We start from the raw sequence: 25,385 nt of genomic DNA on the forward strand, positions 1-25,385 counted from the left end.
CCATGGCGCAGGGAAAACGATGTGCTAGAAAACAAATTAAACTTTGGGCGGAGGGGTAATTAATTGACCAAACCCATGGGGTAAGTGTATTTGATAATCGGGAAAGGCTCGTAAAGAGGTATCAAGATTCGAAGTATCCAAACCAAAATCAGAAACGATCGCTGATATAAGATTTATTTTTACTTTAGAAGGGCTATTATGCTCCTCCGTATCCGGATCGTCAAATTCCTCAAAAGCTTCCTCAAAACCCAATAACTGCTCAACGACTATTTCAACGATACTTTCCTGATCGTTAAAAGTAAGATTTTCAGGAATATACTCTGGTTTGGGATCTATGGTATCTACACTAATATTCAAAAGGTACAATCCCATGAAACCCCAAAGGAACCTAACATAAACGCTATTTCGTATTTTACCGAACACGGGTCAAAATTAGTCTCCCTGTTAGATTTACCAAATGTTTAACCCATTTTTAACGTCGCGGATTTATTCCAAATCATCCGGTTCTATATGAATAAGGACATGTTCCAGATTGGGTATGACCCACTTGAGATGGTCCTGTAGTCGATGGGCAATTTCATGGCCCTCCCGCACAGAAATATCGGCCTTTACCATCGCATGGAGATCAATATGGTACTTCATACCGGCCTTACGGATGTAACACTTTTCCGTTCCTTCAATACCTTCAACCTTCAGGGACTCGACTTTGATTTTTTCCAAAATATCATCATATCTGTGTTCGTCCATGATCTCGCCAAGGGCAGGCCTAAATATCAGATAACTATTATATAGTATAAAGCCCGAAGCCAATAGGGCCGCCCAATCGTCCGCGGTTTCGTAGCCCTTGCCAAAAATCAGGGCAATGGAAATACCCACAAAGGCCATAACGGAGGTAATGGCATCGCTTCTATGGTGCCAGGCATCCGCCTTTAACGAGGAACTATGTGTTTGTTTGCTCTTTTTGAGTACTACCCTATAGGACACTTCCTTCCAGAGAATAATGATACCCAGTACGATCAAGGTCCAAGGCTTGGGGACCTTGTGGGGCGTGCGAATGTTCTCGATACTCTCATAGGCGATGACCGTGGCCGAGGTCACCAAAAAAGCGACGACCAAAAAGGTAACCAAAGGTTCAATTTTCCCATGACCGTAGGGGTGGTTATCATCCGCGGGCCTTTTGGCATAAGTAAGGCCGAACAACACCAACAGGGAAGAAAAAATATCCGTGGTGGACTCAATGGCATCCGCAATGAGGGCATAGGAGTTTCCAAAAAATCCTGCCAATCCCTTTACCAAGGCCAAGGCAGTATTTCCTATGATGCTGAAATACGTGGTGCGAATAGCGCTTTGTTCGTTGGTCATATCCATTAAGAAGCTTCCAAAAGAGTGGTACAAAAATACCACCTTCCAAGCGTTCAGAAAGCCTAATTCCACGATAGTTTTTGTACCGACTTTACTTTAGATACCTGTCCTCAAATGCGCCCACCTTTTGTTTGAGATAATTTGGCGCATCCAAGCGGATTCCCAAAAAGAGATGGTAGAACACCCTGGTATCATGATTGACCACTGTGGTGTTTTCCTGTTTGTATTGGGTTCCCGATAATGTTCCATACAGGCCGGAATAGAATCGGTCTCCGTTATAGCCTATACCTACCCTTCCATCCCATCGGAACAATACATTATTCTGATCGCTGACATTCTCCCCGGTGTTGAGACGGGTCGTAAGTTTGGTGTGCAGATACCCCACATGGGCCTGTGCACCCAATGAGAGATAATATTTTTCCTTGGCCACAAAGGTATAGGCATATCCCGGACCGACGCTCGTTTCCCAGTTGTTGGACTTCTGCGTACCGGAAGTCCCAGAGGTATCGTCCACAATATAATATCGTAAATTGAAGGTAGGCATAAAACTACCGGCACTCTTTAATTGCCGCTCCGTTTGTGAGGTTAGGCTTCTAATGGAAAACCTGGAATTGTTGTAATATCCTGCCGAAAGGGAAAAACCCTTGTATCTAAGATCCGGGAACTGAATAAAGGAGTCTCCGGGATCTAGGGTGGTAAAATCCGCTGTATTGTCCAAATAATATCCCTTTACCCTATCATAAGAGACCTCAAAAAAACTGTGTTTAAAAATAAGGGTAGTACCCAAGCTAAAGCTTTTGGTCTCCCCTTTTCTATTTTCGTCCCCGTTGCCCGGAATAAAATCCGGGGCCAAGGAAAAACCGACAGATATGAACCTATAATTTAAATTGTACCGTAGGTTGGTCGCCGCGTTGGGGTGGATGACCAAGCGTTGATTGGGCGTACGTACCTCGAATACCTCATAGGCGTTGTTCAGGGAAAGGTCCATGGCGACCTTATCGTCCATTTTTTGAATAAAGCCGTCCTCCACAATCGTATTGGCATCCAGCTCTTGGGCATATACTGGAAGTAGCACAAAAATGGCACATATAAGGAACGGAATCAGTTTATGGATTGGCATGAAAAAAAAGGGCTTCGTTGTCATATCCCAAAGGTTGGATGGTCACTTAAAGATACGAATGCAGATGGTTTTTTAATCGATACCTTCTTATAAACCATAGGCCTTTTTGGCACTAGCAATCTGTTCCTCCTCGGTAGTATCTGGGTACAACAGGTATCTTGGAGCGATGATGGGTTTCACCCTTTCAACGGTTATCCTCGTGATGGTCGAAAAAGGAAATTTCCCTTCGGTCATTTTAGTCAGTATCCCTTCCATTGATTGGAAATCGGGATGGGATTTCTGTATGATTTCCGCCTTCCCTATCACCTGAAAGCCCTTTTGCACCAAAATATCCAGAAAGCTGATGCATACCTGCGGATTCTGTTGAATGTTTTTTACCGTTTGCGGCGATGCGATATTCGCCACAATGATACCATCCTCCCCGTATTGTGCAAAAATTTCCTTTGGGGAAACGTTGGGCAGGTTACCCTTGGATGCCGTGGCCAACCAGCACAAGACGCTTTTGGACATACACGCTTTAAGTTCTTCGGATAGTTTCATGTTGAAAATTGACTATTGGCAATCCAATTTACATTTAAAACAATTAAAAATCCCTTCAAAATAAATTTGGGTTTAAGGTTTCCCAAGATCCTGAAGCAAAACATAGCTGGGCGGTCAGTGTCATCCGCGTCACTTTAATTCCAATAGCTCGAACAAATCCTTTCCCGCTATGGTTTCCCCATTGAAATAGAAATAGCGCCAGCCGCCCTCCGGAGTATCGTTGTCCACCTCCAAACGCTCCGTTGGGGTCACAATCTTAAAACGCCTTCTTTCCGTATTGATGTAGGGAATTTGCAGACTATCCAGTAGGTCCATCATCTGGGCACTGTACCACATAAGGTCGTCCATGGCGGTAAAATAATCCTCTTCACCCCATTTGGATTCCATGGCCTCCAACTGAAGGGAATCTGGGGAGACCCCCACCACGCTTCGTTCATTCAGCTTTATTTCGTACAGCACCTCCTGTGGCCATAATGTCTTGAACACTTCACAGACCACGAGCATATCCTCGGTGAATTTTTGACCACTTTCTTCCAAGGTGTTTTGAAAAAATGCACGGTGTGCCTTCTTCCATTGGGCCAGCGCGTCTACTTCAGTACCCATATCTATAGCAGCATACGCAGCCGAAATCTGATTGAAAGGCACTGTATCCACCTGTACGGTCACAATGATGGCCTGTGCTGTCCCGTCAAAATTGGTGATGATGTGTTTAGTACCTACCGTAGGCAAATCCGCACCCGCCTCTTCGTACCAGGCATATAGCCCTGTGGATGCCGTCTTTTTGCCCTCCACTACCAGTTCCGCCAAGCGATCCGCATCCTTTTGGTTGTTGTGAAAAAACCAAGATTCTGGTATTTCTTCATTTTTAAATCCTGGATTTGCTTGGATAAAATCCTCCCACATTTTGTAGACTGATGGGTCAATTTCAGTTTCCGTAGGCACCTCGGTTTTGGGTGCGGGTTTGCAGCTAGCCAAAATGAATAGTAAGATAAAAGGGAGGTTTTTCATTTGTTTATTGTCGAAGGTTTCGTATAACAGTCAGTTACAGGGTTTATATGCGTTAATTTTCGGTTTGGCACTGACGTTAGCAATTCCGAGTGGACTCGGACGCAGTCGAATCCGCCGTAATTGCGATTATATATTTTTGCCAGTAGTGTTTTTTATTTTATCTCATATAGATTATTATTAAAATCTTCGAGCACAAAAACCTTGTCAAATTCTGATTTTACACTATATTTTATGTTTCGGTCAATCAGATATGAACTGTCTCCATTGCTTCCAATAACAATAAGTAACCACTGTTTTTCAGTACTGTTTTCTTTGTATTTTGAAATTAGTTTCTCTTTTTTCGAAACTGCCTTAATTAATATTTCATTAGTTAAATCCTTTTGCCACCAAGCTCCTAAACTTTCAGAAATATTAATTCCGGAATGAGGCATTTTCCATATTCTTTCAATAAGTGGATTTTCCTCTAAAATATCAGTTAGAACATATTTTTTTACTACTCGAACAACGGTAGCTATTAATTCTTCCTTTTCGGAAAGTTTAAAATTAACGTATGGCAGGAGGTAGCAGTTTGCAAGGAAATTAGGTAAGCTATTATCTTTTTTCAATTCTAATTCCGCTAAGTCAAATATGTTTTTAAAAAAACCTTCTCTTTCCTTTGATTTATTGTCGACAAGAATTTGATGTTCAAGTCCTACTAATTCAGTCCCATTGGTCAAGATAAAATCGGGTTTTTCAGTAACCTTTGATATTTCAAAATCATTTTCAAAGAACATTAAGAATTTCCCAACGTGACAAATTTCAAGAATCTTTTGTTGGTTTTTTCTTCTTTCGGTAAGCAAAGGTTCCAAATGTGAGTCAATCAGTTTTCTTAATGACTTTTTGTTTTCAAAAACTGATTTATTGTTTTCAATTATTCTCATTTCTCACATTACTGGCAACAATTGTATATAGTAACAAGTTACTATGATTCTACTTTAGGGGAAGTAGTTTAAAAATCCTACAAATAATTGGTTGGTGCAAATAAAGTTTTGGATTAATAGGTCTCGACTTAAGTTTATCTTGAGCGCCGTCGAAAGACTCGACCGGACAATTGAATATGCGATGTCATGCTGAGCCTGTCGAAGCATTCAACACGCCCATGCTAAAACCGATTATTATACATTTAGATTCCAAAAAGCTCCCCTCCCTGACCAGGGAGGGGTGTTCCGCGACAGCGGAACGGGGAGGGTTGGAATTATGGTACTACTTCTCTCCACTTGCCGTGAAAATGAAAGGTTTGTTCTCCGATACTTTTTCCATCGCCGAAAAAGTATCCAAAAAGGCTAGGCTGATTTTAGGATACTTGAAATCCAAGAAGTCCTTGGCCCGCATCGCCCAGGCCGTTTCCGATTGCATCGGAATACTTTATGGGCGATTTCCTATTGCCCCGACACCAAGGCCTCCCGGATTTACTACGGATCCCAAAATAGGCCGCTTTATTTCCTAACATAAATTTGTGTTACATGGCACTCTTTAACATCCAAAAAAGCTCCCCTCCCTGAGTAGGGAGGGGTGTTTCGCGATAGCGGAACGGGGTGGGTCGAGGTTTTCTTTCCGATACTTTTTCAATCGCTGAAAAGGTATTTAATATCAAAAAGTAAATTAACCCTTTCCGCTATCAACCAAAAAAAGCCCTTTGAAAAAGGGCTTTGAGTATGTTCTAGTTTGGTTCGCTTAGAGCTTAGGGCTATCTGGATGCCTTAAAACTATATTGATGTTGCCCTTTAAAGGTATTCTGTGTTTCCTGATATCCAAAGATATGATAGACGTCTTTTCCCAATTCCTTTGCGGATCGGACAACGGGTCTTTGAAAAAATAAGTGCTTACTATCGGTGTGCTGGGTGGGTCTTTGAAAAGATTTCATAATACTGTATGTATTTAGTTAATGATAATTTTTCGATTTTTTTAGGTTCAAACCTCCCGCAGGGCGCACCTTTAAAATCACCAGAGTGCCGGTCCTTAACTACATAACTATCATTTTGTTATATCTAAATGTATTAAAAAATTCATCCGGTAGGCTTGTTTTGAATGGGCATAAAGCAAGAATTATGACAACCCCAATTGTGGTGCCGTCATTTTATCAAGTATTGATTTTTGGTGATGGTTTTTTGCTAACCATATTTGGTTGTCAACGGGAATGGACATACAATAAAATCGACACCCTGTACATATTGCAGGGTCACGAACAAAACAAACTAATTCCAAAGAAGACGTAGCTGTTTCATTAAAAAAACATTAGTTCATCTTAGCCTTCTGAACATCCCTATTATTTACGTTCCTTGTCCAACCGTTTCTTAGTTTGTTTGGCCTCATTCAATAGCGAATCTAAATCCGTTCTATTAAAATACTGCCCATCATTGATAACGGCATAAATATCCCGCGTGCCACGAATGTCCAGCAACGGATTACTGTTCAAAATTACCATATCCGCCTGTTTGTTGGCTTCAATTGTCCCCATCGTATTTAATTGCCCCATTAATTCGGCTCCATTTATTGTTGCACTTTGCAAAATTTCTAAAGAGGTTAACCCTGCTTTTTGAAACAGCTCCAACTCTTGGTGTAGCGACAATGCAGGGTAGACAAATGTATTTAAGGCCGCAGCATCACTACCCGCCAGTATTTTTATTCCAGCTTTTTGAATGTAGGGTAGTTGTTTGGCTATGAGTTCATAGCGTTTTTTACGATCCATTTTCTGCTCTGGGGTGTCATTTGCCATTCTATCAATCCTCCATTGATAATTTGCAGTAAAACGATCTGTTAGAAATTCTAAAAAGTCATCCTCAGAATGGTCGTCCTCCTCCAAATATGCAAGTTGTTTTCCCCCTATCAAAGTAGGTGTTATGGCAATATTAGTTTTACTTAATTTTTGGTAGGCAAGCATGGCGGTATCTTGGTTAAAAGCTGTACTGTAATATGCATTGGCTTGGTTCCTTGAAATATCCCCAGAATTCAGCCGCTCTACAATACCCTTTTCATCACTACCTAACCGTAATAAATAACTCGCATGTTCTATACTTGTAAAACCCGCATCCACAACTTCTTGAATCGTCAAATCAATGGGGATATGGCCGGAAACCTTAAAACCTCGCTTTCTGGCCTCTTGTACACTTTTTAGAAATAATGGCCCCGCCAGTGTATTTTCAGTTATTTTTACCAAATCGACATTGTAGGCTTCAAGTTTGTCAAGCATTTTACTCAGATCATCCTCATTAGCTATTTCCAAATCCCCTTTCCAAATGGAGTTTATACCTTCAAGTTTTCTGCCAGCGGTAAATATTTGGGGTCCCAATAATTTATCCTCTTTTATATCCTCTCTCCAAGCCAATACCTGTTCTCCAAGATCGCTTGCCATATCCCTTACTGTAGTAATACCATAGGCTACAAAAACGGGAAGTAGTGCGAGGTTGTCGTCAACAAGGTCTTGACCTTCAATATGAACATGCATATCCCAAAGTCCCGGAATAATAAATTTGCCTTCAACATTAATCTGATTATTAAGATTTATCATGGATTTCAAAGTGTTATAATCTCCCACCCTTTTTATTATTCCGCTATCTATAAGTATTGCCTTATCTTTTAAAACATTACCGTTCACAACATCTATTATAGTAGCATTATATACCAAAATAGCCTTGGTAGAGAAATCATGGTTCTTTTCTCTTGTTTCCTTGCAGGATATTAATCCCAAAAAAATTATAAATCCAAATAAAATAATTCTTCCCATATAAAATTCCTTTTACCCAATAACTAAAAGTAACTATTACTAGCCCATATGGCAGCGCTGATTTCTTTCACTTTATAATTACATTGCCCATTTTAATCCTAATTGCTATAGGAATGAAGCACAGTGGTTGAGCTTCTACTTACTGTGGAGTGACATACTACTAAATCCCTGGCCGCAGACTAAACATACTAAATAAGTGTGGATTTTACTTGGAAAAATCCAACAGTAATGCATTATAGGCATGCAACATAAGAATAGCGCAAGAAAATTAGATTGGATGGCAACTATTTTAGACCGCCAAATCATCCTTTATAACCTCCATGGAGCTGTTCGATTTTCGTTCCAACAAGGCAAACCCAAAGGTGAGTACACCAACCCGACCAATGAACATCAAGATAATGACCAAACCCTTTCCCCAGTCCGAAAGGCCAGCCGTAATCCCAGTACTTAGCCCAACGGTACCCAAGGAAGATGCGACTTCAAAGAGGATTTGCCTCAGTTCGAACGTTTCGGTAAAGGTGAGAAGAAAAGTGAAAAGAAAAATGATACTGGTATACAGAATAAAGGTGGACGTAGCCACATAAAGCCGTTCAAAGGGGATGATCCTATTGAAAAATGTTATCTGACGTTGCCCAAACAGCCTACTTTTAAGCACGGATATCATCGCGGTCAAGGTCGTAATCTTCATACCGCCCGCCGTTCCCGAAGGTGATGCACCTATGTACATTAAAAATATGACCAACAATAAGATGGGAAGACTTAGGCCGTCCGTAGAAATGGTATTGAAGCCCACGGTGGTCATGGCGGTCATAGTCTGAAAAAAGGATTCCGTCAGTTTGGACCCTGATGCTTGAACACTAGGTTCCGCGACATAAATCAGCAGGGTCCCCAACCCTAATAGCAATACAAAACCATAGGTTATAATCTTGGTGGTAAAGGAAATCTTTTTGGAACGCCCGGAAATACGATACCACAAATCCGTAATCACGATAAACCCCAAAGAACCCGCAATGGCCAGTACCGAAATAATGGTATTTATAAACACGCTATCACTATAGCCTTCAAAACTATCGTTGAACAAGCCAAAACCGGCCGTACAAAAGGTCGAAACGCTGTGAAAAATGGAAAACCAAACCGCTTTTAGGGGTTCCATTCCGGATTGCCTGAAGGCTATGAAAAAGCCAACGGCCCCCAGCACTTCCATGACCGTGGTAAAGACTACGACACTCTTGATAAAATCCCTGATTTTTATGGTATTGGGCATGGTAAATTCCGCCCCAAGAATTTTGTTATGCCAGGCCGATATGTTCCTCGTAGTGAACAATAGATAGTATGTGGTCAAGGTCATGTAACCAACTCCTCCAATCTGGAACAGGACCATAATTATGAATTGCCCAAAAAAATTGTAAGAATCATAAACACTTACCGTCACAAGACCCGTAGTGGAAATTGCCGATGTAGAAATGAACAGATTATCAAGCAGGCCTACATTTGTTTTATGAAATATTGGCAAGGACAACAGTCCAAAACCAATAATTGTGTACAGAAAAAAACCCCACACCAAATTCATTTGGGGGGATTTGCTAACCTGGAATTTCTTATACCATCGAACAAGCCTGTCGATACGGTTATTACGCTTTTTCATGCCGCATACTTACAAACATCAAAAATAGTGGCCCAAACCCAATGAAAGGTGCCTTTTAACTAAACTTAAGTTTCCTTTCAATGTCCTTGATCATCTCGTTGGCAATGTCCTTTCCGGTAGCGTTTTCAATGCCTTCCAGACCTGGGGACGAATTTACCTCCAACAATAAAGGTCCCTTATTGGAACGGATGATGTCCACACCGGCGACGGCCAGATTCAGGGCTTTGGTAGCCTTTAGGGCCAATTTCTTCTCCTCTTGGGTTATCTTGATCATGGACGCCTTGCCACCCTGGTGGATATTGGCCCTGAACTCGCCCTTTTCCGCTTGGCGCTGCATACTGGCCACAACCTTGCCATTGACCACAAAACAACGAATATCCTGTCCGTTCGCCTCCTTGATGAACTCCTGCACCAATATATTGGTATTTACGCTTTTAAATGCGTTGATTACACTTTCCGCAGCCTTGTTCGTCTCGGCCAACACCACGCCCTTACCTTGGGTACTCTCCAACAATTTAATGATCAAGGGCGCACCGTTCACCATTTTGATCAAGTCCTTGGTATCCATGGGCGATTTGGCAAATCCCGTAATGGGAATGTGGATATCGTTCTTGGAGAACAACTGCGAAGCAAAAAGCTTATCGCGCGATTGGGTGATGGACTCCGCAGAATTCTGGCAGTACACCCCCAAATTGTTGAACTGCCGGATTACCGCACAGCCGTAAAAAGTCACCGCAGGTTTTATTCGCGGAATTACGGCATCAAAATCCCTTAGTATATTCCCCCCACGATACCGAATCTCGGGAGAATGGGCGTCCAACTTCATATAGGCCTGTTCCACGTTCAAAAACACGATCTCATGCCCACGGGCCTCGGCCGCTTCCATCAAGCGTTTGTTACTGTACAGGTTTGGGTTGCTTGCCAACAGACCAATTTTCAATCCCGTTTTTTCCTTGTAATAGGGCTTGTACTTTTCCGTAATCTCATCCTCGCTAAACTCCTGTATCTGATAATTTACCGCAGGGTTCACAATATAACGGTCCGTCAATGCCTCCCTACCCAACAGCATACGGAATTCCATAGTGTCCCTGTTCGCCAGCGTAAGTTCAATGTCAAAGGTGTTTTCGCCCAAGGTAACTGGGGTACGTACTACCAAACGCTCTTCTGAAATACCACTGGAGCTTTTTACCATACGCCTATCAATCAAACGCGCCTCACAGTTTAAGGCAATACTACGGTTTTCCTGCAAGGGGTTCACCTCGAACTTTACCCATTCCTGGGCCCCTTTGTTCACAATTTTCAAGTTGGTCGCCTGTATGGAGGAAGTCTTGGCTCCGGAATCTACCCTAGCTTTGATGGCCGGAACGCCCAATTCCTTAAACACACACCATTCCTCGCTACCTATAATCTTTAAATCTTCCAATGTTATTTTTTTCTTAGTTCAAAAATATCCTTACGGCGGTCCCTAAGATTGCGTACCGCCCCAAATTGATTCAGTTCCCGCAACAAACTTATGTCCACATTGGCAATGAGGATCATCTCCGTATTGGGAGTCGCCTCTGCCTTGATTCCGTTCGTGGGAAAGGAAAAATCACACGGGGTGAAAACCATACTCTGTGCAAACTGTATGTCCATATTCTGCACATTGGGCAAGTTTCCCACACTACCGGCAATGGCAACGTAACATTCGTTTTCTATGGCCCTGGCCTGTGCGCAGTTTCGCACGCGGGAATAACCGTTCTGTGTATCCGTCAAGAAGGGTACAAAAAGGATGTCCACTCCTTCCTCTGCCAACAGCCGTGGAAGCTCAGGAAACTCCACATCATAACAAATCAGTACCCCAATCTTTCCACAATCGGTATCAAAGGCCTGTAACTTGGACCCTCCCTGCATGCCCCAAACCTTGGCTTCGTCCGGGGTTACGTGCAATTTTTCATAACGCTCCAAAGAACCGTCCCTTCTACATAAATACCCCACATTATAAAGTTTGCCATCGATTACCTCTGGCATGCTTCCAGTTATAATATTAATATTATAGGAGATGGAAAATTCTGAAAACTTTTGTACCAATACATCGGTATGCTTGGCCAGTTCCCTAATGGCGTCCGGTGTGCTCATGTGGTTGTTCCCCGCCATCAAGGGTGCATTAAAAAACTCTGGGAACAGGGCAAAATCCGACCGATAACCGGATACGGCATCGATAAAATATTCCGCCTGCTGCAACAACTCGTTGATATCCTTATACGGGCGCATCTGCCATTGGATCAGACCCAACCGAACGATAGTCTTAACCGTAGTGGCCACACCAGTGGGTTTTTGGTAATAAATGTTGTCCCATTCCATAAGAATGGCGAAATCATTGGATTCACTGTCCCCTTCCAAATAGCCTTTCATTACCTTGGATGGATGAAAATCGTTACTGATCTGAAAATTAAGTACGGGATCTTGGATTTCCTTTCGCTTAACCAAGTCGATATACTGTTTAGGCGAAAGTTCATTGGCATATTTGTGGTAGTTGGGCATACGACCGCCAAAAACAATGCTTTTTAGATTTAGCTTTTCGCACAACTCCTTTCTATAATCATATAATCTTCTGCCCAATCGCAGACCTCTATACTCCGGAGCAATGAAAACATCGATACCGTACAATACATCACCTTTTTCATCATGGGTATTAAAGGTATAGTTGCCCGTAACCATTTTATAGGTGTGTTCATTATCAAATTTTGAGAAATCAACTATGATAGATAGGGCACATCCGGCCAACTTACCGTTGATCTTAATGACCACCTGTCCTTCTGGAAACTTGTTTATTAGGTTGTCTATCTGCTCTAGGCTCCAAACGGCATTTTGCATACTGGTATAAGAGGAAACCATTGCTTCCTTTAATTCCTTATAGTCCGAAAGACTTATGTACTCCAGTTCAATATTTTCAATTTCTTCTATATTCATATTAATAAAAGGGATATCTGTTAATGATAGGGATTTTTGTATAAAAAAGTTGGGTTTAGGTCAAATGGACCTAAACCCAATATTAGTTATGTTATTAATTTACTTTCCAGTACAGACGATTTAAGGCTAATCCTCTTCATCATCCCCATCTACCATATCCTTTGGATCTGGTTCCATGATTGCATCTGGATCATCGTCAGCAAAATCCTCGTAGTCGTCCTCATCGTAGTTTTCCATGGTATACTCCAACTTGGCACTGATCTTTACCAAGTATTTGGTATCCTCCGTTAGGACCTCCACTGCCTCAATACGTTCTCCTTGGGCGTTTTTAAAGGATATGATGTTACGATCATCGTACCCATCTGGATAGCGCTCCACTAAAAGCTTCAAAACTTCGGGGGTCAACTTCTTAAAGTCTACAATGACTTTTTTTAAATGTGCGTTCTTGTCCATAAATAATTAATAGTCCAAAAGATAAGCAAAAATTAAAGGTGCAACAATGGTCGCATCACTTTCTATAATAAATTTTGGGGTGTCTATATCCAACTTGCCCCAGGTAATCTTTTCATTAGGTACGGCACCCGAGTAGGAACCATAACTTGTCGTGCTATCGCTGATTTGGCAGAAATAGCTCCAAAAAGGCGTATCCGTGCGTTCCATATCCTGATACAGCATGGGAACCACACAAATGGGGAAATCTCCGGCAATGCCTCCACCAATTTGAAAAAATCCTATACCGTTTTCTGAATTATCGGTATACCAATCTGCCAAAAAGGTCATATACTCAATACCCGATTTCATGGTGCTGGCCTTCAACTCCCCTTTTAGCACATACGATGCAAATATATTACCCATGGTACTGTCTTCCCAACCAGGGCATATAATTGGCAAATTTTTCTCAGCAGCGGCATACATCCAAGAGTCCTTCAAATCTATTTCATAATACTCTTCCAATACTCCTGAAAGCAACATTTTGTACATAAACTCATGTGGCAAGTAGCGCTCTCCCTTATCATCGGCATCCTTCCAAATCTTAAAAATATGCTTTTGCAATCTACGGAAGGCTTCCTCCTCTGGAATACAGGTGTCCGTAACCCGGTTTAAGCCCTTTTCCAATAAATCCCATTCCTGTTGTGGCGTAAGGTCACGGTAGTTGGGCACCCGCTTGTAGTGCGAATGGGCCACCAAGTTCATAATATCCTCTTCCAAGTTGGCACCGGTACAGGAAATGATCTGCACCTTGTCCTGACGGATCATCTCCGCGAAAATTTTGCCCAATTCCGCAGTACTCATAGCACCTGCCAAGGAGACCAACATCTTGGCCCCATTGTTAAGCTGCTCCTCATACCCTTTGGCGGCATCCACCAAAGCAGCGGCATTGAAGTGTAAATAATATTTTTCAATAAAATTGGAGATAGCTCCCTTATTCTTCGTCATCATTAAATTTTAAACTGTTGTTCGATTTATAGTCCACATCATAGGTATTATCATATTCCTCATCAGCGTCCTGTCCCATAAACTTATAACTCAACATCTTATAATACAACTTTGCGGCCACAAAATCAGAGGATTTAGCAGATGGATTGGGGCAAAGCTCCACCAAATCAAAGCCTACCACATTTTTTTCCTCAAAAACCCGCTTTAAGAATTCCAAGGTCTCGTACCATAAAAGTCCCCCTGGTTCCGGCGTTCCGGTAGATGGCATGATCGAAGGATCTAGCGCATCCAGGTCAAAAGTAATGAAAACATTATCGGTCATTGCCTCGATGACCTTGTCCATCCAATACTCATCTACCACCATCTCATGGGCAAAAAAAGTCTTGTCCTCATCGATCAAAGTCTTTTCTATGGCATCCATGGAACGGATTCCTACCTGTACCAAATTGGTGGTTTGACTGGCCTCGTGAACAGCGCAGGCATGATTAAACTTTGTACCGGCATAGGATTCCCTCAAATCTGCATGTGCATCTATATGCAAAACCGTGAGGTCATCAAAACACTCGTTAAATGCGCGGATCGTACCTATGGAAATGGAATGCTCCCCACCTACCAAGGTCACGAATTTATTTCGTTTTATATAGTCCTTGGTAACTTTATGGACTTCGTTCACCATGGCCTCCGGAGAGGTATGCCCCTCAATGGCATCGGCCAAATAAATACCTTGCTCGTACACCTCGGTATCTGTCTCAATATCATAGCGCTCCATATTCTCGGAGGCTTCCAAAAAGGCCTTGGGTCCGTTCACCGTTCCCTTGCCCCAAGTCGTAGTGCCTTCATAAGGCACCGGAATCAAAATAACCTTTGCGGTTTCCAATTGTGCGAATTTGTCAGGTATACCTGCATAATTCTTTGATGTACTCATCTGATTTAAAATTAGAACAAATTAATTTGAAAGCTGTTTTTCAACCTTTGTTGATTTTTTCTTTTTCCCTTTTTGATAGTCCCCATACCCTAAAATTTCCAAAAGATCCTCAGCGGTCTGTTGTGGACTATATAAGGTGGTTATCAATTCCCCATTTTCATCCTTATTGATCAGAACATGTTTGGGCTGGGGAATCAAGCAGTGCTGTAAGCCGCCAAAACCACCAATGGTCTCTTGATAGGCACCAGTATTAAAGAAACCTATATATAAAGGTTTATCCCTTTTATATTTTGGTAGATAGATGGCGTTCATGTTCTGCTCACTATTGTAATAGTCGTCACTATCACAGGTAAGCCCTCCCAAAAGTACCCTCTCGTACTCATCGTTCCACCGGTTAATGGGCAACATGATAAAACGCTTGTTAATTGCCCACGTATCGGGCAAGGTAGTGATGAAGGAAGAATCGATCATATTCCATTTCTCACGGTCGTTCTGTTGCTTTTGATAGAGGATCTCATAAATGGCACCGCCACTTTCGCCCACGGTAAAACTCCCAAATTCCGTAAAAATATTAGGAACTGGCACCTCAGCCTCGGCACATGCTATGTTGATCTGGTTCAATATCTCATCTACCATATACTGGTAATCGTATTCAAAGGCCAAGGAATTCTTTATTGGGAAACCGCCACCAATGTTCAAACTGTCTAGGGACGGACAGATTTTTTTGAGCCGCACGTATACTTTGAGACATTTCACTAATTCGTTCCAATAATAGGCATTGTCCCTAATACCCGTATTGATGAAAAAGTGCAACATCTTTAGTTCTACCTTGTCATTGTCCTTGATCTGATTTTCGTAGAATGGCACTATATTTTTATAGCCGATACCCAATCTGGATGTATAAAATTCAAATTTTGGCTCTTCTTCCGATGCAATACGAATACCTACCTTAAACGTATCCTTAATACTATCAGACAACAGTTCTATTTCTTCATAGTTATCAATAATTGGAATACAATTGTCATGGCCGTTATTTATCAACCGTGCTATATTATCGATATACTGTTCACGTTTAAAACCGTTACAGATAACGTAGGCATCGTCCTTTAGCTTCCCATCCTTTTTCAATTGCTCCACAATGTTGATGTCAAAGGCCGAGGATGTTTCAATATGGATATCGTTTTTTAACGCTTCGTGCAATACGTGCTGAAAATGCGAACTTTTGGTGCAATAACAGTAGTGGTACTTGCCCTTATAATCGTTCTTTTTAATAGCATTTGCGAACCAGTTCTTGGCACGCGCAATATTCTCCGATATCTTAGGTAGATATGTGAATTTCAAGGGACTTCCATATTCCTCAACCAAATCGTTTAAAGGGATATTATGGAATTTCAAGTGGTCTCCGTCCAAGGTAAACTCCTCCTGGGGAAAAAAATAGGTCTGATCTATTAGATCAATATATTTAGTATTCATGTAAGAAATTATATTTGATGTTTGAAAATACGTTTTAATATTTAATTAAATGTGCTCTTTTCATGTTAAGAAAACATGATGTATTTTCAAATCAAATAAGAATTTGTTTTTGGGTAGTAGGTATAAAAAAGTAGATGTGCTGACTCTGCACGATCGAGGGATTACTTTCGGAAGTTAGCTTTAAAATTCGGCTGCTTATCTTATAAGCCATTTTTGGGTTTGACTTCCTAATTCCCAAAAACCCGAACATAGAAACAAATTGCATTATGTTCAGCTAAAGGCCTAGGCCTTGCATTGAGTTAGCCTCATATTTTAGGGCACAAATGAAAACAAAAAAAATGAAAAAACAACCGTTTTCAAACAAAATACGTTCAAGGACCCAAAAAAGTTCAAAAGAGTCCATTTTTAAGAACTGTTAAATATACAAACTATTTATATTCAGTATCTTAATACCCATTACTAATCAATAAACCTATGAAGATAATACAACGTAAAATGGTACAAATACAATACTTTGCAGTATTTATCTTGCTGATATCCGTAGCAAATGCACAAATTGCCCCTGGAGTCTACCTTTCAGACAGAGAAAACAACCAACATGAGCTCAAAATCGACAAGGATTACCTAATACTATCCGTTTACAAAATTGATCCCGCCGAGTTCGTCAAGACAGTAGGTGGATTTTATAATATTGACGGTGAAATGCTTAAAGTGCAACTTGAATTTAATTCCGATTTTGAAGAGGACGGTGTAAAACAACTCGAAATTCCCATTTCCGCGCATGGAAACAATATCACCTTACAAATGGATGATACCTTTACCTTTGAAAAAACGGATACTTTAGAACAAGACTTGGACGGTCAATGGTTATTTGCTACCCGGGGTCCGGACACGGGCCAAGATCGTAGAGGCGAAGAAAACCCTAGAAAAACCTTGAAATTCTTGATGGACGGCCGTTTTCAATGGATTGCCTTCCAAACGGAAACCATGGCGTTTTCGGGAACGGGAGGCGGTAGTTTTACCTCTAAGGACGGTGTTTATATAGAAAATATTGAGTTTTTCTCCCGAGACAATGATCGTGTAGGGGCCAGTCTTGAGTTCAATTACGAACTAAAAGGCAGTGATTGGCACCATACGGGCCAAAATAGCAGGGGCGAACCCATGTACGAAATATGGTCCAAAAGAAATTGATCTAGTTCCTTTTGCATAAAATTGACAAAAAGTTCTATTTTTGCCAGCCTATTTGGCCTCGTAGTTCAATGGATAGAATAGAAGTTTCCTAAACTTTAGATGCAAGTTCGATTCTTGCCGAGGCTACAAATAAATGCATATGGATGTACCGAAGGTGTTACAACCGAAAATTAAAAAAGGACAGCTTGCTGGTCCTTTTTTTGTTAAGGTTTGTAATGCGATAGCTATCTATATGCATTTTCAGCATGAGACACAAAAGAACAACGTAGTTATCTCTTGCCAAGGCTACTTTGAATAAAAGGGAAGACCCATAGATTTGTCCCTTTAATTTTGTTGTTATCCATTGAATGATAGGTTTTATTTTTTAGCCCCACTATTCTTCAGCTGACTATCCATACTATCCTCTGCGAACTTTCCCTGAACACTCCATCCGCCATCCACATAAAATAATTGGCCCGTTACATAACTAGATTCATCCGAAGCTAAAAATAGGGCGGGGCCAATCATTTCTTCAGGTTCGCCAGTTCTTTTCATAGGCACAACTCGACCCCAATTTTCCTTATATTCAGGATCCTCGTTCAAGTTTCGTTCTGTGTTTATTGGACCCGGTCCAAAAGTGTTCACCCTAATATTGTACGGCGCCAGTTCAACCGCCATTTGTTTGCTCATGGCCTCAATACCCCCTTTACTTGTAGAATAGCAAATAAGGTTTTTCACACTCAATACCGAACATATGGAGGATATATTGATAATACTGCCACCCTTATTATTTTTTTTCATCAATTTCGCCGCCTCAATGGCGCAGAACAAGGTGCCTTTAACATTCAGATTGATGACCTTATCAAATAAAACTTCCTCGGTATCAAAGAAATCGCTCCAACCCGTTATACCGGCATTGTTGACCAACACATCCAGTTTTCCATATTTTTCTTCTATAAAGGAGAACATCTTTCGAATATTCTCCACCTTGGACACATCCGTTTGATAGAAATCCGCGCTACCTCCCTTTTTTTTGATGTCTTCAACCACTTTCTTGGCATACTCGGCATTAGGCAAATCGTTAATGATTACCTTAGCACCCTCGGCAGCAAACCCTTCCGCTATTTCCTTCCCGATACCTTTACCGGCACCCGTTACCAATGCAATCTTGTTTTTAAGTCTCATCTTTTAACTATTCAATTTAATAAAGCAGCCTATTGAATACTTACATCGCACAAATGGACACGTCCCTTTCAGCCTTGTTTCCCTTAAGTTTTTCAAGATATTTTGTCAAAATATCTACATAGGGACTATGCGACATTTTCGAACTTACCAATCGTGTCAGTGGACCATGGGTTTGCCCATTAACTTCTATATCCTTAATTCCATGCTTTTTAAGTTCTGAATTAAGTTCTTTGAAAATACTCATAAACTGTAACAGCTACTAAAATTTATATAAAAATCCAGGGACACCTTGGTACCCACTATTTCGTATCACAAATAGTGAACCCGCCAAAGGCTGGTTTTTTAGTTCTTCCTCTGTCAAATCTACTTTTGCAGAGGTTACGTACAAATCCCTTAAATCCTTTCCTCCAAAGGTACAAGAGGTGATTTTTGCCGCGGGAAGTTTAATTCTAAACAATAAAGTCCCGGTTTCTGGATTCCAACGAGTCACTTGCCAACCGCCCCAATGGGCGATCCAGAGCATACCTTCGGAATCGATGGTCATACCATCAGGAAACCCTTCCTTTACGTCTATAGAAATGACCACCCTACCCTTTGAAATTGTACCATTTTCTATGGCGTAATCATAGGCCATCACCGATCTAGTGGGCGTATCGATAAAATATAATATTGTATGATCTGCATTCCAAGCCATTCCATTGGAAATGGTCGTATTTCCTATTTTCTTACTACTTCGACCATTCTCGAACATATATACGGAGCCTGCTCCAGTAGCTTCGGAAAGGGCCATGCTGCCCACCCAAAATCTACCCGCTGGATCGCACTTACCATCGTTGAATCTATTTCCCGCTACATCCTTTTCCGGATGGTCCGCATAGGTTATCGCTCCAGATTCCCTGTTCAAAAAACCGATGCCTTCCGTAGTGGCCAGAACAAAATTTTGGTCCCTACATATTGCAGCACATCCCACCATTTTTTTGGTCAAATACCGTTTGTATTCATCGGTATATACAGCATATTCATGAATATGACCATTCAAAATATCCACCCAACAAATGGCCTTCTTTTGGCCATCCCAGAAAGGACCTTCACCTAATTCGCTTTTGTGAGGATGCACTGTTGTTATCTCCATTGGATCAATAGCATATATTGAAGTACATTACTCATATATCTCGACAACCATTTCTACCTCCACCGACATATTACCAGGTAAGGAACCCATTCCTACGGCCGCCCTTGAATGTTTTCCCTTTTCACCAAAAACCTCGACCATAAGATCTGAATAGCCATTGATAACCTTGGATTGTTCAGTAAATTCCGGAACTGCATTCACCATACCCTTTACATTTACAATACGCTTAACCTTACGTAAATCACCAAGCTCTTCCTTTAGCACGGACAACTGATTGATGGCCGCCTCCCTAGCTGCATTGTAGCCTTCTTCCACCGTTAAATCCAAACCCAACTTCCCTACGACGTTCTCTCCATTTGACTGTCGAGGACCTTTTCCGGCAAGAAAAAGCAAATTTCCAGTTCGTACTGCATGTACATAGTTGGCTACGGGCTTTCCTATGGACCTTAATTCAATGCCTAATCGATTTAAATTCGCTTCCGGATCGTAATTCTCATCCAAAGGAAGTTTTTCAATTTCATTTTTGGGCATTTCATTTTTACAGCCCACTACTAAACACATAAAAATGATAGGCAAAATTTGTTTCATATACTTGAATCTAAATTATGGATTGTGTTCCAAGGTACTCTATACGTATGTAGTTTACAAATAAGAGATTGGGCTGTTTTATTACATTTGAAAATTCACTTACCCTCTAAAGAATCTTCATTATCCTATATTAAAACACACCTAAACTATGATTTTCATAAAAAACAAGAGAAATTATCGCATTTTTATTAGCTTAGCGTACTAACCAAAAATCAATTAATAAAACCAACAAATATGACGAGTTCAACAGCAACTTCAAACGTGAATGCTAACAGATTGTTCTATGCAAGTTGTTTCGCATTGATTACTACAGCCTTTTCCTTTAGTATTAGAGCTGGTATTTTGCCTCAATTAGGAGAGGAATTAAGTCTTTCTGCAGAACAATTGGGATTTATTAACTCCATGTGGTTTTTGGGATTCCCAATTTCCATGGTCATTGGAGGGTTGATTTACCATAAGGTAGGTGGTAAGGCCATTATGAATTTTGCTTTTTTTGCACACGCCGTAGGAATTATTCTCACTATATATTCAGGAAGTTATATTGGACTCCTTATTTCAACCTTATTGATAGGACTTGGTAACGGATGTACGGAAGCCGCTTGTAACCCAATGATCGCGGATGCTTATCAAGGAACTAGAATGAGTACCATGATGAACAGGTTCCACATGTGGTTCCCTGGAGGAATTGTAATTGGTAGTTTGATTTCAAAATTTATGACGGACGCTGGGTTGAGTTGGGAAACCCAAATTTGGGTCATCGTAATTCCTACACTCATCTACGGGTATTTATTTTTAGGGCAGTCATGGCCAAAGGCAAAAGTAGAAGAAGGTGCCACTTTGAGTGGCAATCTGAAAGCTATGATTTCTCCTTTATTCATTTTTATGATCATCTGTATGGCACTTACCGCCGCCTCAGAATTCATTCCACAACAATGGTCGAGCATTATTCTAGCGAAGAGTGGAGCACAGCCTATGCTTATCTTGGCCCTTGTGACCGGTATTATGGCCGTGGCCAGATACTTTGGAGGTGATATGGTGAAAAAATTCGACCAAACGGGCGTACTATTGGGGTCTGCCGTATTGGCTACGATAGGCGTGTATCTCTTCAGTACGCAAACGGGAGCCATGGCTTATGTAGCCGCTATCTTTTTTGCTTTGGGCGTCGCTTATTTTTGGCCGAATATGATTGGTTTTGTGGCAGATAAAATACCAAAGAGTGGTGCCTTGGGTATGTCCATCATTGGTGCAGTGGGGATGTTTTCCCAAACAATCTTCCAACCTATTACAGGTATGTGGATAGATTCCGACCTAGAAAAAGTAGCCGCTACAGGACTAACAGGTGATGAATTGGAACTCGTGGCCGGACAGGAAACCATGCGTACAATAACCATTTTCCCTGCCTTGGCCGTTGTAATGTTCGTTATCCTGTATTTTTGGATGAAGAATAAGAATTCTGGGAAAGTAGCTACTGCTTAATACTTTATTGAAAACAGTAAAAAGGGACCATAGTTATGGTCCCTTTTTTTATTATATATTCTTCAGTAAAATTTCCAGTATTTCGATTGCGGCCTCGCTAATTTTAGTTCCAGGCCCATAAATGGCGGTAACTCCTTTTTCCTTTAGGAATGCATAGTCCTGTTTGGGAATGACACCTCCCACCACGACAAGTATGTCACCTCTATTATATGCCTTAAGTTCCTCAATAACGGCCGGCACCAGGGTTTTATGTCCCGCTGTCAAGGATGAGATCCCTAAAACATGAACATCATTCTCCACCGCCTGTTTGGCAACTTCCTTTGGTGTTTGGAAAAGGGGACCTATATCCACGTCAAAACCAATATCGGCATAGGCCGTAGCCACCACCTTAGCCCCGCGATCGTGTCCGTCCTGCCCCATTTTGGCTACCATAATCCGAGGGCGTCGCCCTTCTTGCTCCGCCAATTCATCTGCCATGCGGACGGCCTTTTTAAAACTATCGTCTTGTTTGATTTCTTTGGAATACACGCCCGAAATGGTATTATTGGTTGCGGTATGCCTACCATAAGCTACCTCAAGTGCCTGACTGATTTCGCCCAAGGTAGCCCTTGACCTTGCCGCTTCTACCGCTAAAGCTAGTAAATTATCGCGCTTTTTGTTTTTTTCAAGGGAATCTATTGCAGCATTAGTGATACGATTCAATATCTGACGTACTTGTTCTTCATTACGTTGTGCCTTCAATGTAGTCAACCGATCTATTTGCTGGATTCGTACCTTTTCATTGTCAACCTCCAAAATACTCAGGTTATCCTCCTGTTTCAGACGATATTTGTTGACCCCTACGAGAACATCTTTGCCACTATCCAAGCGGGCCTGTTTTTTGGCCGCTGCCTCCTCGATCCTTATTTTGGGAATTCCGGCCTCAATCGCTTTGGTCATTCCGCCAAGTTCCTCCACTTCCTCAATAAGCTTCCAAGCCTTATGTGCCAATTCATCGGTCAAAGATTCTAGGTAATAACTGCCTGCCCAAGGATCAACGGTCTTGGTAATTTTGGTTTCTTCCTGCAGAAATAATTGGGTTTCCCGTGCAATTCTTGCCGAAAAATCGGTAGGCAATGCTATCGCTTCATCCAAGGCATTGGTATGTAGACTTTGCGTTCCTCCAAACACCGCGGCCATGGCCTCTATGGTGGTCCTGGCTACATTATTGAAAGGATCCTGTTCCGTTAAACTCCACCCACTGGTTTGACAATGGGTTCTCAACATTAAGGACTTTACATTTTGTGGACTGAACTTCTTTACCAATTTGGCCCAAAGTATTCTTCCGGCCCGTAACTTGGCTATTTCCATGAAATGGTTCATTCCAATACCCCAAAAGAAGGAGAGCCTTGGTGCAAAATCATCTATATTGAGACCTGCCTCCAAACCTGTCCTAATATACTCCAAACCGTCTGCCAAGGTATAGGCCAATTCCATATGGGCCGGGGCACCCGCTTCGTGCATGTGATATCCGGAAATACTGATGCTGTTGAATTTGGGCATGTTTTGACTGGTATATTCGAATATATCAGCTACCAAACGCATGGATGGCCCTGGTGGATAGATATAGGTGTTGCGAACCATAAATTCCTTCAGGATATCGTTTTGGATGGTTCCCGTCAATTGCTCCTTGGAAATACCTTGCTCCTCGGCAGCCACAATGTAAAAGGCCATAACAGGAATTACGGCACCGTTCATGGTCATGGAAACCGACATTTTATCCAACGGAATTCCATCGAACAAGACCTTCATATCCTCCACGGAATCAATGGCAACTCCGGCCTTGCCTACGTCACCTACCACTCTTTCATGGTCACTATCATAACCTCTATGGGTAGGAAGATCAAAGGCTACTGATAAGCCCTTTTGCCCTCCTTCCAAATTTCTTCTGTAAAATGCGTTGCTCTCCTCCGCCGTTGAAAAACCGGCATACTGCCTGATGGTCCATGGTTTTTGAACATACATCGTTGCATAGGGACCTCGTAAAAAAGGAGGTAATCCGGCAGGGAAGTCCAAGTGTTCCAATAGGTCCAGATCGCTTTCCGAATACGTTCGCTTCAACGGTATTCCCTCTGCAGTCTCAAATTCATCAAGCGGTTCTTTTGAGGAGTCATTATTGATTCTTCTTAGTTTAAGACTGATATGCTGTACGTCCCTTCTACTCATCCTTCAACCTTTTTTGTTCCATGGCTTCCGCCAACCGCGATTCGATAATAGGTTCAATCAAGGTTTTCCTGGGCGCAGTCTTTACAAAGGGATACAGTTCCAAATGAGTCTTCATCGCATCGGAACCGGTTACAAATTTATTGGTGCCCACAAGCACTTCGTTTCTTTGGTTAAATTGCTCCTGTTGTCTGTTAGCGGCTTCCCTGATATTTTGCTGAACTGCTCCTGTTTTTAACTGCCTTAGGAATCCTCCTTCCTTTTCAACGGATTTAAATAAAATCAATGCCTTTTCGGCCAATTGGCGGGTGAGGGACTCCATATAATAGGCCCCATCGGCTGCATTTTTCACCTTATCGAAATAAGCTTCCTCCTTTAAGATCAATAACTGGTTTAAGGCGATACGGCTAGAAAAAGCATTGTCCTTATGGTATATTTTATCGTAAGCGTGATTGAAAACTACCTGTGCACCACCAAGAATTGCGCTCATGCATTCTGAAGTGGTTCTAACCATATTCATATTGTAATCGTACAGGGTTTTGTTCCTTCGAGAAGGTTCGGCGACTATGTGGCAATCCGCCTTGATATCATAATCGTCCATCAAAGTAGCCCAAAGTAGCCGTAATGCCCTCAATTTGGCTATCTCAAAGAAATAGTTACCCCCAATGGCCACTTTAAAATCGATTTTTTCCAAGTTTTTTAAAAGGCCCTTGTTATTCAAATGCTGAACATATTCATGGACATGGGCAAGACCATATCCAAGTTGTTGCACAATATCCGCCCCGGCATTTTCATACAACGTGGTGTCAACGCTCAAAAGATTCTTTGCTTCGGTTTTTATAAGTAGCTCCAGAATTTCATGATCTTTTGATAGGTTATGGAACCAATTTCCAGTACGTGCCAAATTCCCTATGATATCGATATGTAAATGAACTTTCGATTTTAAATTTCCAACGGACTTGAGCAGTGACTCTACATAGGAAGTCGATAAGTAATTGAACTGAATGGAAACAGGGATGTTCTCCAAATCAATATTCTTTATAATTTCCTGAAACTGTACCTCTTCATTGGGAATGTTAACATGAAGTACCTCCACACCATTTCCCAATAATGTATGGGCTCTTTTGTTGGCAGCCTTAGCATTCCCAGCATATATGGACTGCCCTATTTTCCATGTCTTTTCGGAATCCGTTGAGAGGCAGGGTTCCACCAAGTCTTCCCTGTGATAAAAGGGTTTTACATGGATTCCCTCCCTGGATTTCCATACCAATTCCTCATTATAGTCGGCTCCCTTTAAGTCATACTGGATTTTCTGCTTCCAAGCTTTGGCGGAAACGGGAGGAAATTCTTCGAAAAGAGGTGCTACTTTTTTCTTTGACATCACTCAAATATCTCAATAGGTGCTTA

Annotated in this window: 24 protein-coding genes and 1 tRNA gene; 4 read left to right on the top strand and 21 right to left on the bottom strand. The window is 41.6% G+C overall.

All coding sequences use genetic code 11. From position 1 onward, the window contains the following. Positions 1 to 36 precede the first annotated feature (36 nt). The 6 genes from DZC72_RS03910 to DZC72_RS03935 form a co-directional block, all read right to left on the bottom strand. Positions 37 to 423 (bottom strand): hypothetical protein, encoded by a 387-nt coding sequence (locus DZC72_RS03910; protein ID WP_207891707.1) that lies wholly within the window; start codon positions 421 to 423, stop codon positions 37 to 39. A 63-nt stretch (positions 424 to 486) separates the two neighbouring features. Continuing rightward, positions 487 to 1,362, bottom strand: coding sequence for a cation diffusion facilitator family transporter (locus DZC72_RS03915; RefSeq protein WP_125222595.1), 876 nt, complete (start codon positions 1,360 to 1,362; stop codon positions 487 to 489). A gap of 91 nt (positions 1,363 to 1,453) precedes the next feature. Then, positions 1,454 to 2,506, bottom strand: coding sequence for a DUF4421 family protein (locus DZC72_RS03920; protein ID WP_125221571.1), 1,053 nt, complete (start codon positions 2,504 to 2,506; stop codon positions 1,454 to 1,456). Positions 2,507 to 2,569: 63 nt separating this feature from the next. Next, positions 2,570 to 3,022 carry a pyridoxamine 5'-phosphate oxidase family protein gene (locus tag DZC72_RS03925; RefSeq protein ID WP_125221572.1) on the bottom strand — a complete coding sequence of 151 codons (453 nt, stop codon included), beginning with the start codon at positions 3,020 to 3,022 and terminating at the stop codon, positions 2,570 to 2,572. Positions 3,023 to 3,151: 129 nt separating this feature from the next. Further along, the gene (locus DZC72_RS03930) at positions 3,152 to 4,030 is read right to left on the bottom strand and encodes an ASCH domain-containing protein (RefSeq protein ID WP_125221573.1); all 879 of its coding nucleotides are present in this window, start codon (positions 4,028 to 4,030) and stop codon (positions 3,152 to 3,154) included. 152 nt (positions 4,031 to 4,182) lie between these two features. Continuing rightward, positions 4,183 to 4,950: a hypothetical protein gene (locus DZC72_RS03935; RefSeq protein ID WP_125221574.1), complete on the bottom strand. Its 768-nt coding sequence runs from the start codon at positions 4,948 to 4,950 to the stop codon at positions 4,183 to 4,185. Positions 4,951 to 5,126: 176 nt separating this feature from the next. Between DZC72_RS03935 and DZC72_RS03940 the strand changes: the two genes are divergently transcribed. Beyond that, the gene (locus DZC72_RS03940; protein WP_125221575.1) at positions 5,127 to 5,516 is read left to right on the top strand and encodes a hypothetical protein; all 390 of its coding nucleotides are present in this window, start codon (positions 5,127 to 5,129) and stop codon (positions 5,514 to 5,516) included. A 240-nt stretch (positions 5,517 to 5,756) separates the two neighbouring features. Here the strand turns inward: DZC72_RS03940 and DZC72_RS17695 are convergent, their stop codons facing one another. From DZC72_RS17695 to DZC72_RS03980, 9 genes are all read right to left on the bottom strand, one after another. Continuing rightward, positions 5,757 to 5,933: a hypothetical protein gene (locus DZC72_RS17695; protein WP_165869267.1), complete on the bottom strand. Its 177-nt coding sequence runs from the start codon at positions 5,931 to 5,933 to the stop codon at positions 5,757 to 5,759. A gap of 402 nt (positions 5,934 to 6,335) precedes the next feature. Continuing rightward, positions 6,336 to 7,793: an amidohydrolase family protein gene (locus DZC72_RS03945; protein WP_125221576.1), complete on the bottom strand. Its 1,458-nt coding sequence runs from the start codon at positions 7,791 to 7,793 to the stop codon at positions 6,336 to 6,338. A gap of 289 nt (positions 7,794 to 8,082) precedes the next feature. Continuing rightward, complete coding sequence (locus DZC72_RS03950) at positions 8,083 to 9,363, bottom strand: TrkH family potassium uptake protein (protein WP_243641638.1); 1,281 nt, start codon at positions 9,361 to 9,363, stop codon at positions 8,083 to 8,085. Positions 9,364 to 9,493: 130 nt separating this feature from the next. Next, entirely contained in the window at positions 9,494 to 10,861 is a 1,368-nt protein-coding gene (rimK, locus tag DZC72_RS03955) for a 30S ribosomal protein S6--L-glutamate ligase (RefSeq protein WP_125221578.1), read from the bottom strand. A 2-nt stretch (positions 10,862 to 10,863) separates the two neighbouring features. Continuing rightward, positions 10,864 to 12,390, bottom strand: a complete 1,527-nt coding sequence (locus DZC72_RS03960) for a bifunctional GNAT family N-acetyltransferase/carbon-nitrogen hydrolase family protein (RefSeq protein WP_125221579.1) — start codon at positions 12,388 to 12,390, stop codon at positions 10,864 to 10,866. 126 nt (positions 12,391 to 12,516) lie between these two features. Further along, entirely contained in the window at positions 12,517 to 12,843 is a 327-nt protein-coding gene (locus tag DZC72_RS03965; RefSeq protein ID WP_125221580.1) for a hypothetical protein, read from the bottom strand. A gap of 6 nt (positions 12,844 to 12,849) precedes the next feature. After that, positions 12,850 to 13,827 (bottom strand): deoxyhypusine synthase family protein, encoded by a 978-nt coding sequence (locus DZC72_RS03970; protein ID WP_125222596.1) that lies wholly within the window; start codon positions 13,825 to 13,827, stop codon positions 12,850 to 12,852. Then, the gene (speB, locus tag DZC72_RS03975) at positions 13,814 to 14,752 is read right to left on the bottom strand and encodes an agmatinase (RefSeq protein ID WP_125221581.1); all 939 of its coding nucleotides are present in this window, start codon (positions 14,750 to 14,752) and stop codon (positions 13,814 to 13,816) included. Before speB ends, DZC72_RS03970 begins: the two co-directional genes overlap by 14 nt. A gap of 21 nt (positions 14,753 to 14,773) precedes the next feature. After that, positions 14,774 to 16,225 (bottom strand): arginine decarboxylase, encoded by a 1,452-nt coding sequence (locus tag DZC72_RS03980; RefSeq protein ID WP_125221582.1) that lies wholly within the window; start codon positions 16,223 to 16,225, stop codon positions 14,774 to 14,776. Between the two features lie 474 nt (positions 16,226 to 16,699). Here DZC72_RS03980 and DZC72_RS03985 point away from each other — a divergent pair, with 474 nt between their 5' ends. Together DZC72_RS03985 and DZC72_RS03990 are read left to right on the top strand one after the other, a co-directional pair. Further along, positions 16,700 to 17,416, top strand: coding sequence for a hypothetical protein (locus DZC72_RS03985; RefSeq protein ID WP_125221583.1), 717 nt, complete (start codon positions 16,700 to 16,702; stop codon positions 17,414 to 17,416). Positions 17,417 to 17,470: 54 nt separating this feature from the next. Then, positions 17,471 to 17,542 (top strand) — tRNA-Arg (locus DZC72_RS03990). Between the two features lie 231 nt (positions 17,543 to 17,773). Here the strand turns inward: DZC72_RS03990 and DZC72_RS03995 are convergent. Genes DZC72_RS03995 through DZC72_RS04010 form a run of 4 tightly spaced genes read right to left on the bottom strand, consistent with a single transcriptional unit; the run spans position 17,774 to position 20,300 of the window. Further along, positions 17,774 to 18,580, bottom strand: coding sequence for an SDR family NAD(P)-dependent oxidoreductase (locus tag DZC72_RS03995; protein WP_125221584.1), 807 nt, complete (start codon positions 18,578 to 18,580; stop codon positions 17,774 to 17,776). A gap of 40 nt (positions 18,581 to 18,620) precedes the next feature. Continuing rightward, positions 18,621 to 18,824, bottom strand: coding sequence for a hypothetical protein (locus tag DZC72_RS04000; RefSeq protein ID WP_125221585.1), 204 nt, complete (start codon positions 18,822 to 18,824; stop codon positions 18,621 to 18,623). 15 nt (positions 18,825 to 18,839) lie between these two features. Then, complete coding sequence (locus DZC72_RS04005) at positions 18,840 to 19,712, bottom strand: SMP-30/gluconolactonase/LRE family protein (protein ID WP_125221586.1); 873 nt, start codon at positions 19,710 to 19,712, stop codon at positions 18,840 to 18,842. A 27-nt stretch (positions 19,713 to 19,739) separates the two neighbouring features. Beyond that, a complete protein-coding gene (locus DZC72_RS04010; RefSeq protein ID WP_125221587.1) occupies positions 19,740 to 20,300 on the bottom strand; it encodes a RidA family protein in 561 nt (186 codons plus the stop codon). A 234-nt stretch (positions 20,301 to 20,534) separates the two neighbouring features. Here DZC72_RS04010 and DZC72_RS04015 point away from each other — a divergent pair, with 234 nt between their 5' ends. Beyond that, the gene (locus DZC72_RS04015) at positions 20,535 to 21,776 is read left to right on the top strand and encodes an MFS transporter (RefSeq protein WP_125221588.1); all 1,242 of its coding nucleotides are present in this window, start codon (positions 20,535 to 20,537) and stop codon (positions 21,774 to 21,776) included. A gap of 51 nt (positions 21,777 to 21,827) precedes the next feature. Here the strand turns inward: DZC72_RS04015 and scpA are convergent, their stop codons facing one another. Continuing rightward, a complete protein-coding gene (gene scpA / locus DZC72_RS04020; protein WP_125221589.1) occupies positions 21,828 to 23,981 on the bottom strand; it encodes a methylmalonyl-CoA mutase in 2,154 nt (717 codons plus the stop codon). Then, positions 23,974 to 25,359, bottom strand: coding sequence for a methylmalonyl-CoA mutase subunit beta (locus DZC72_RS04025; RefSeq protein ID WP_125221590.1), 1,386 nt, complete (start codon positions 25,357 to 25,359; stop codon positions 23,974 to 23,976). Before DZC72_RS04025 ends, scpA begins: the two co-directional genes overlap by 8 nt. Between the last annotated feature and the right edge of the window lie 26 nt (positions 25,360 to 25,385).

Origin of the sequence: Maribacter algicola (genome assembly GCF_003933245.1) — a bacterium.
GTDB classification, from domain to species: domain Bacteria; phylum Bacteroidota; class Bacteroidia; order Flavobacteriales; family Flavobacteriaceae; genus Maribacter; species Maribacter algicola.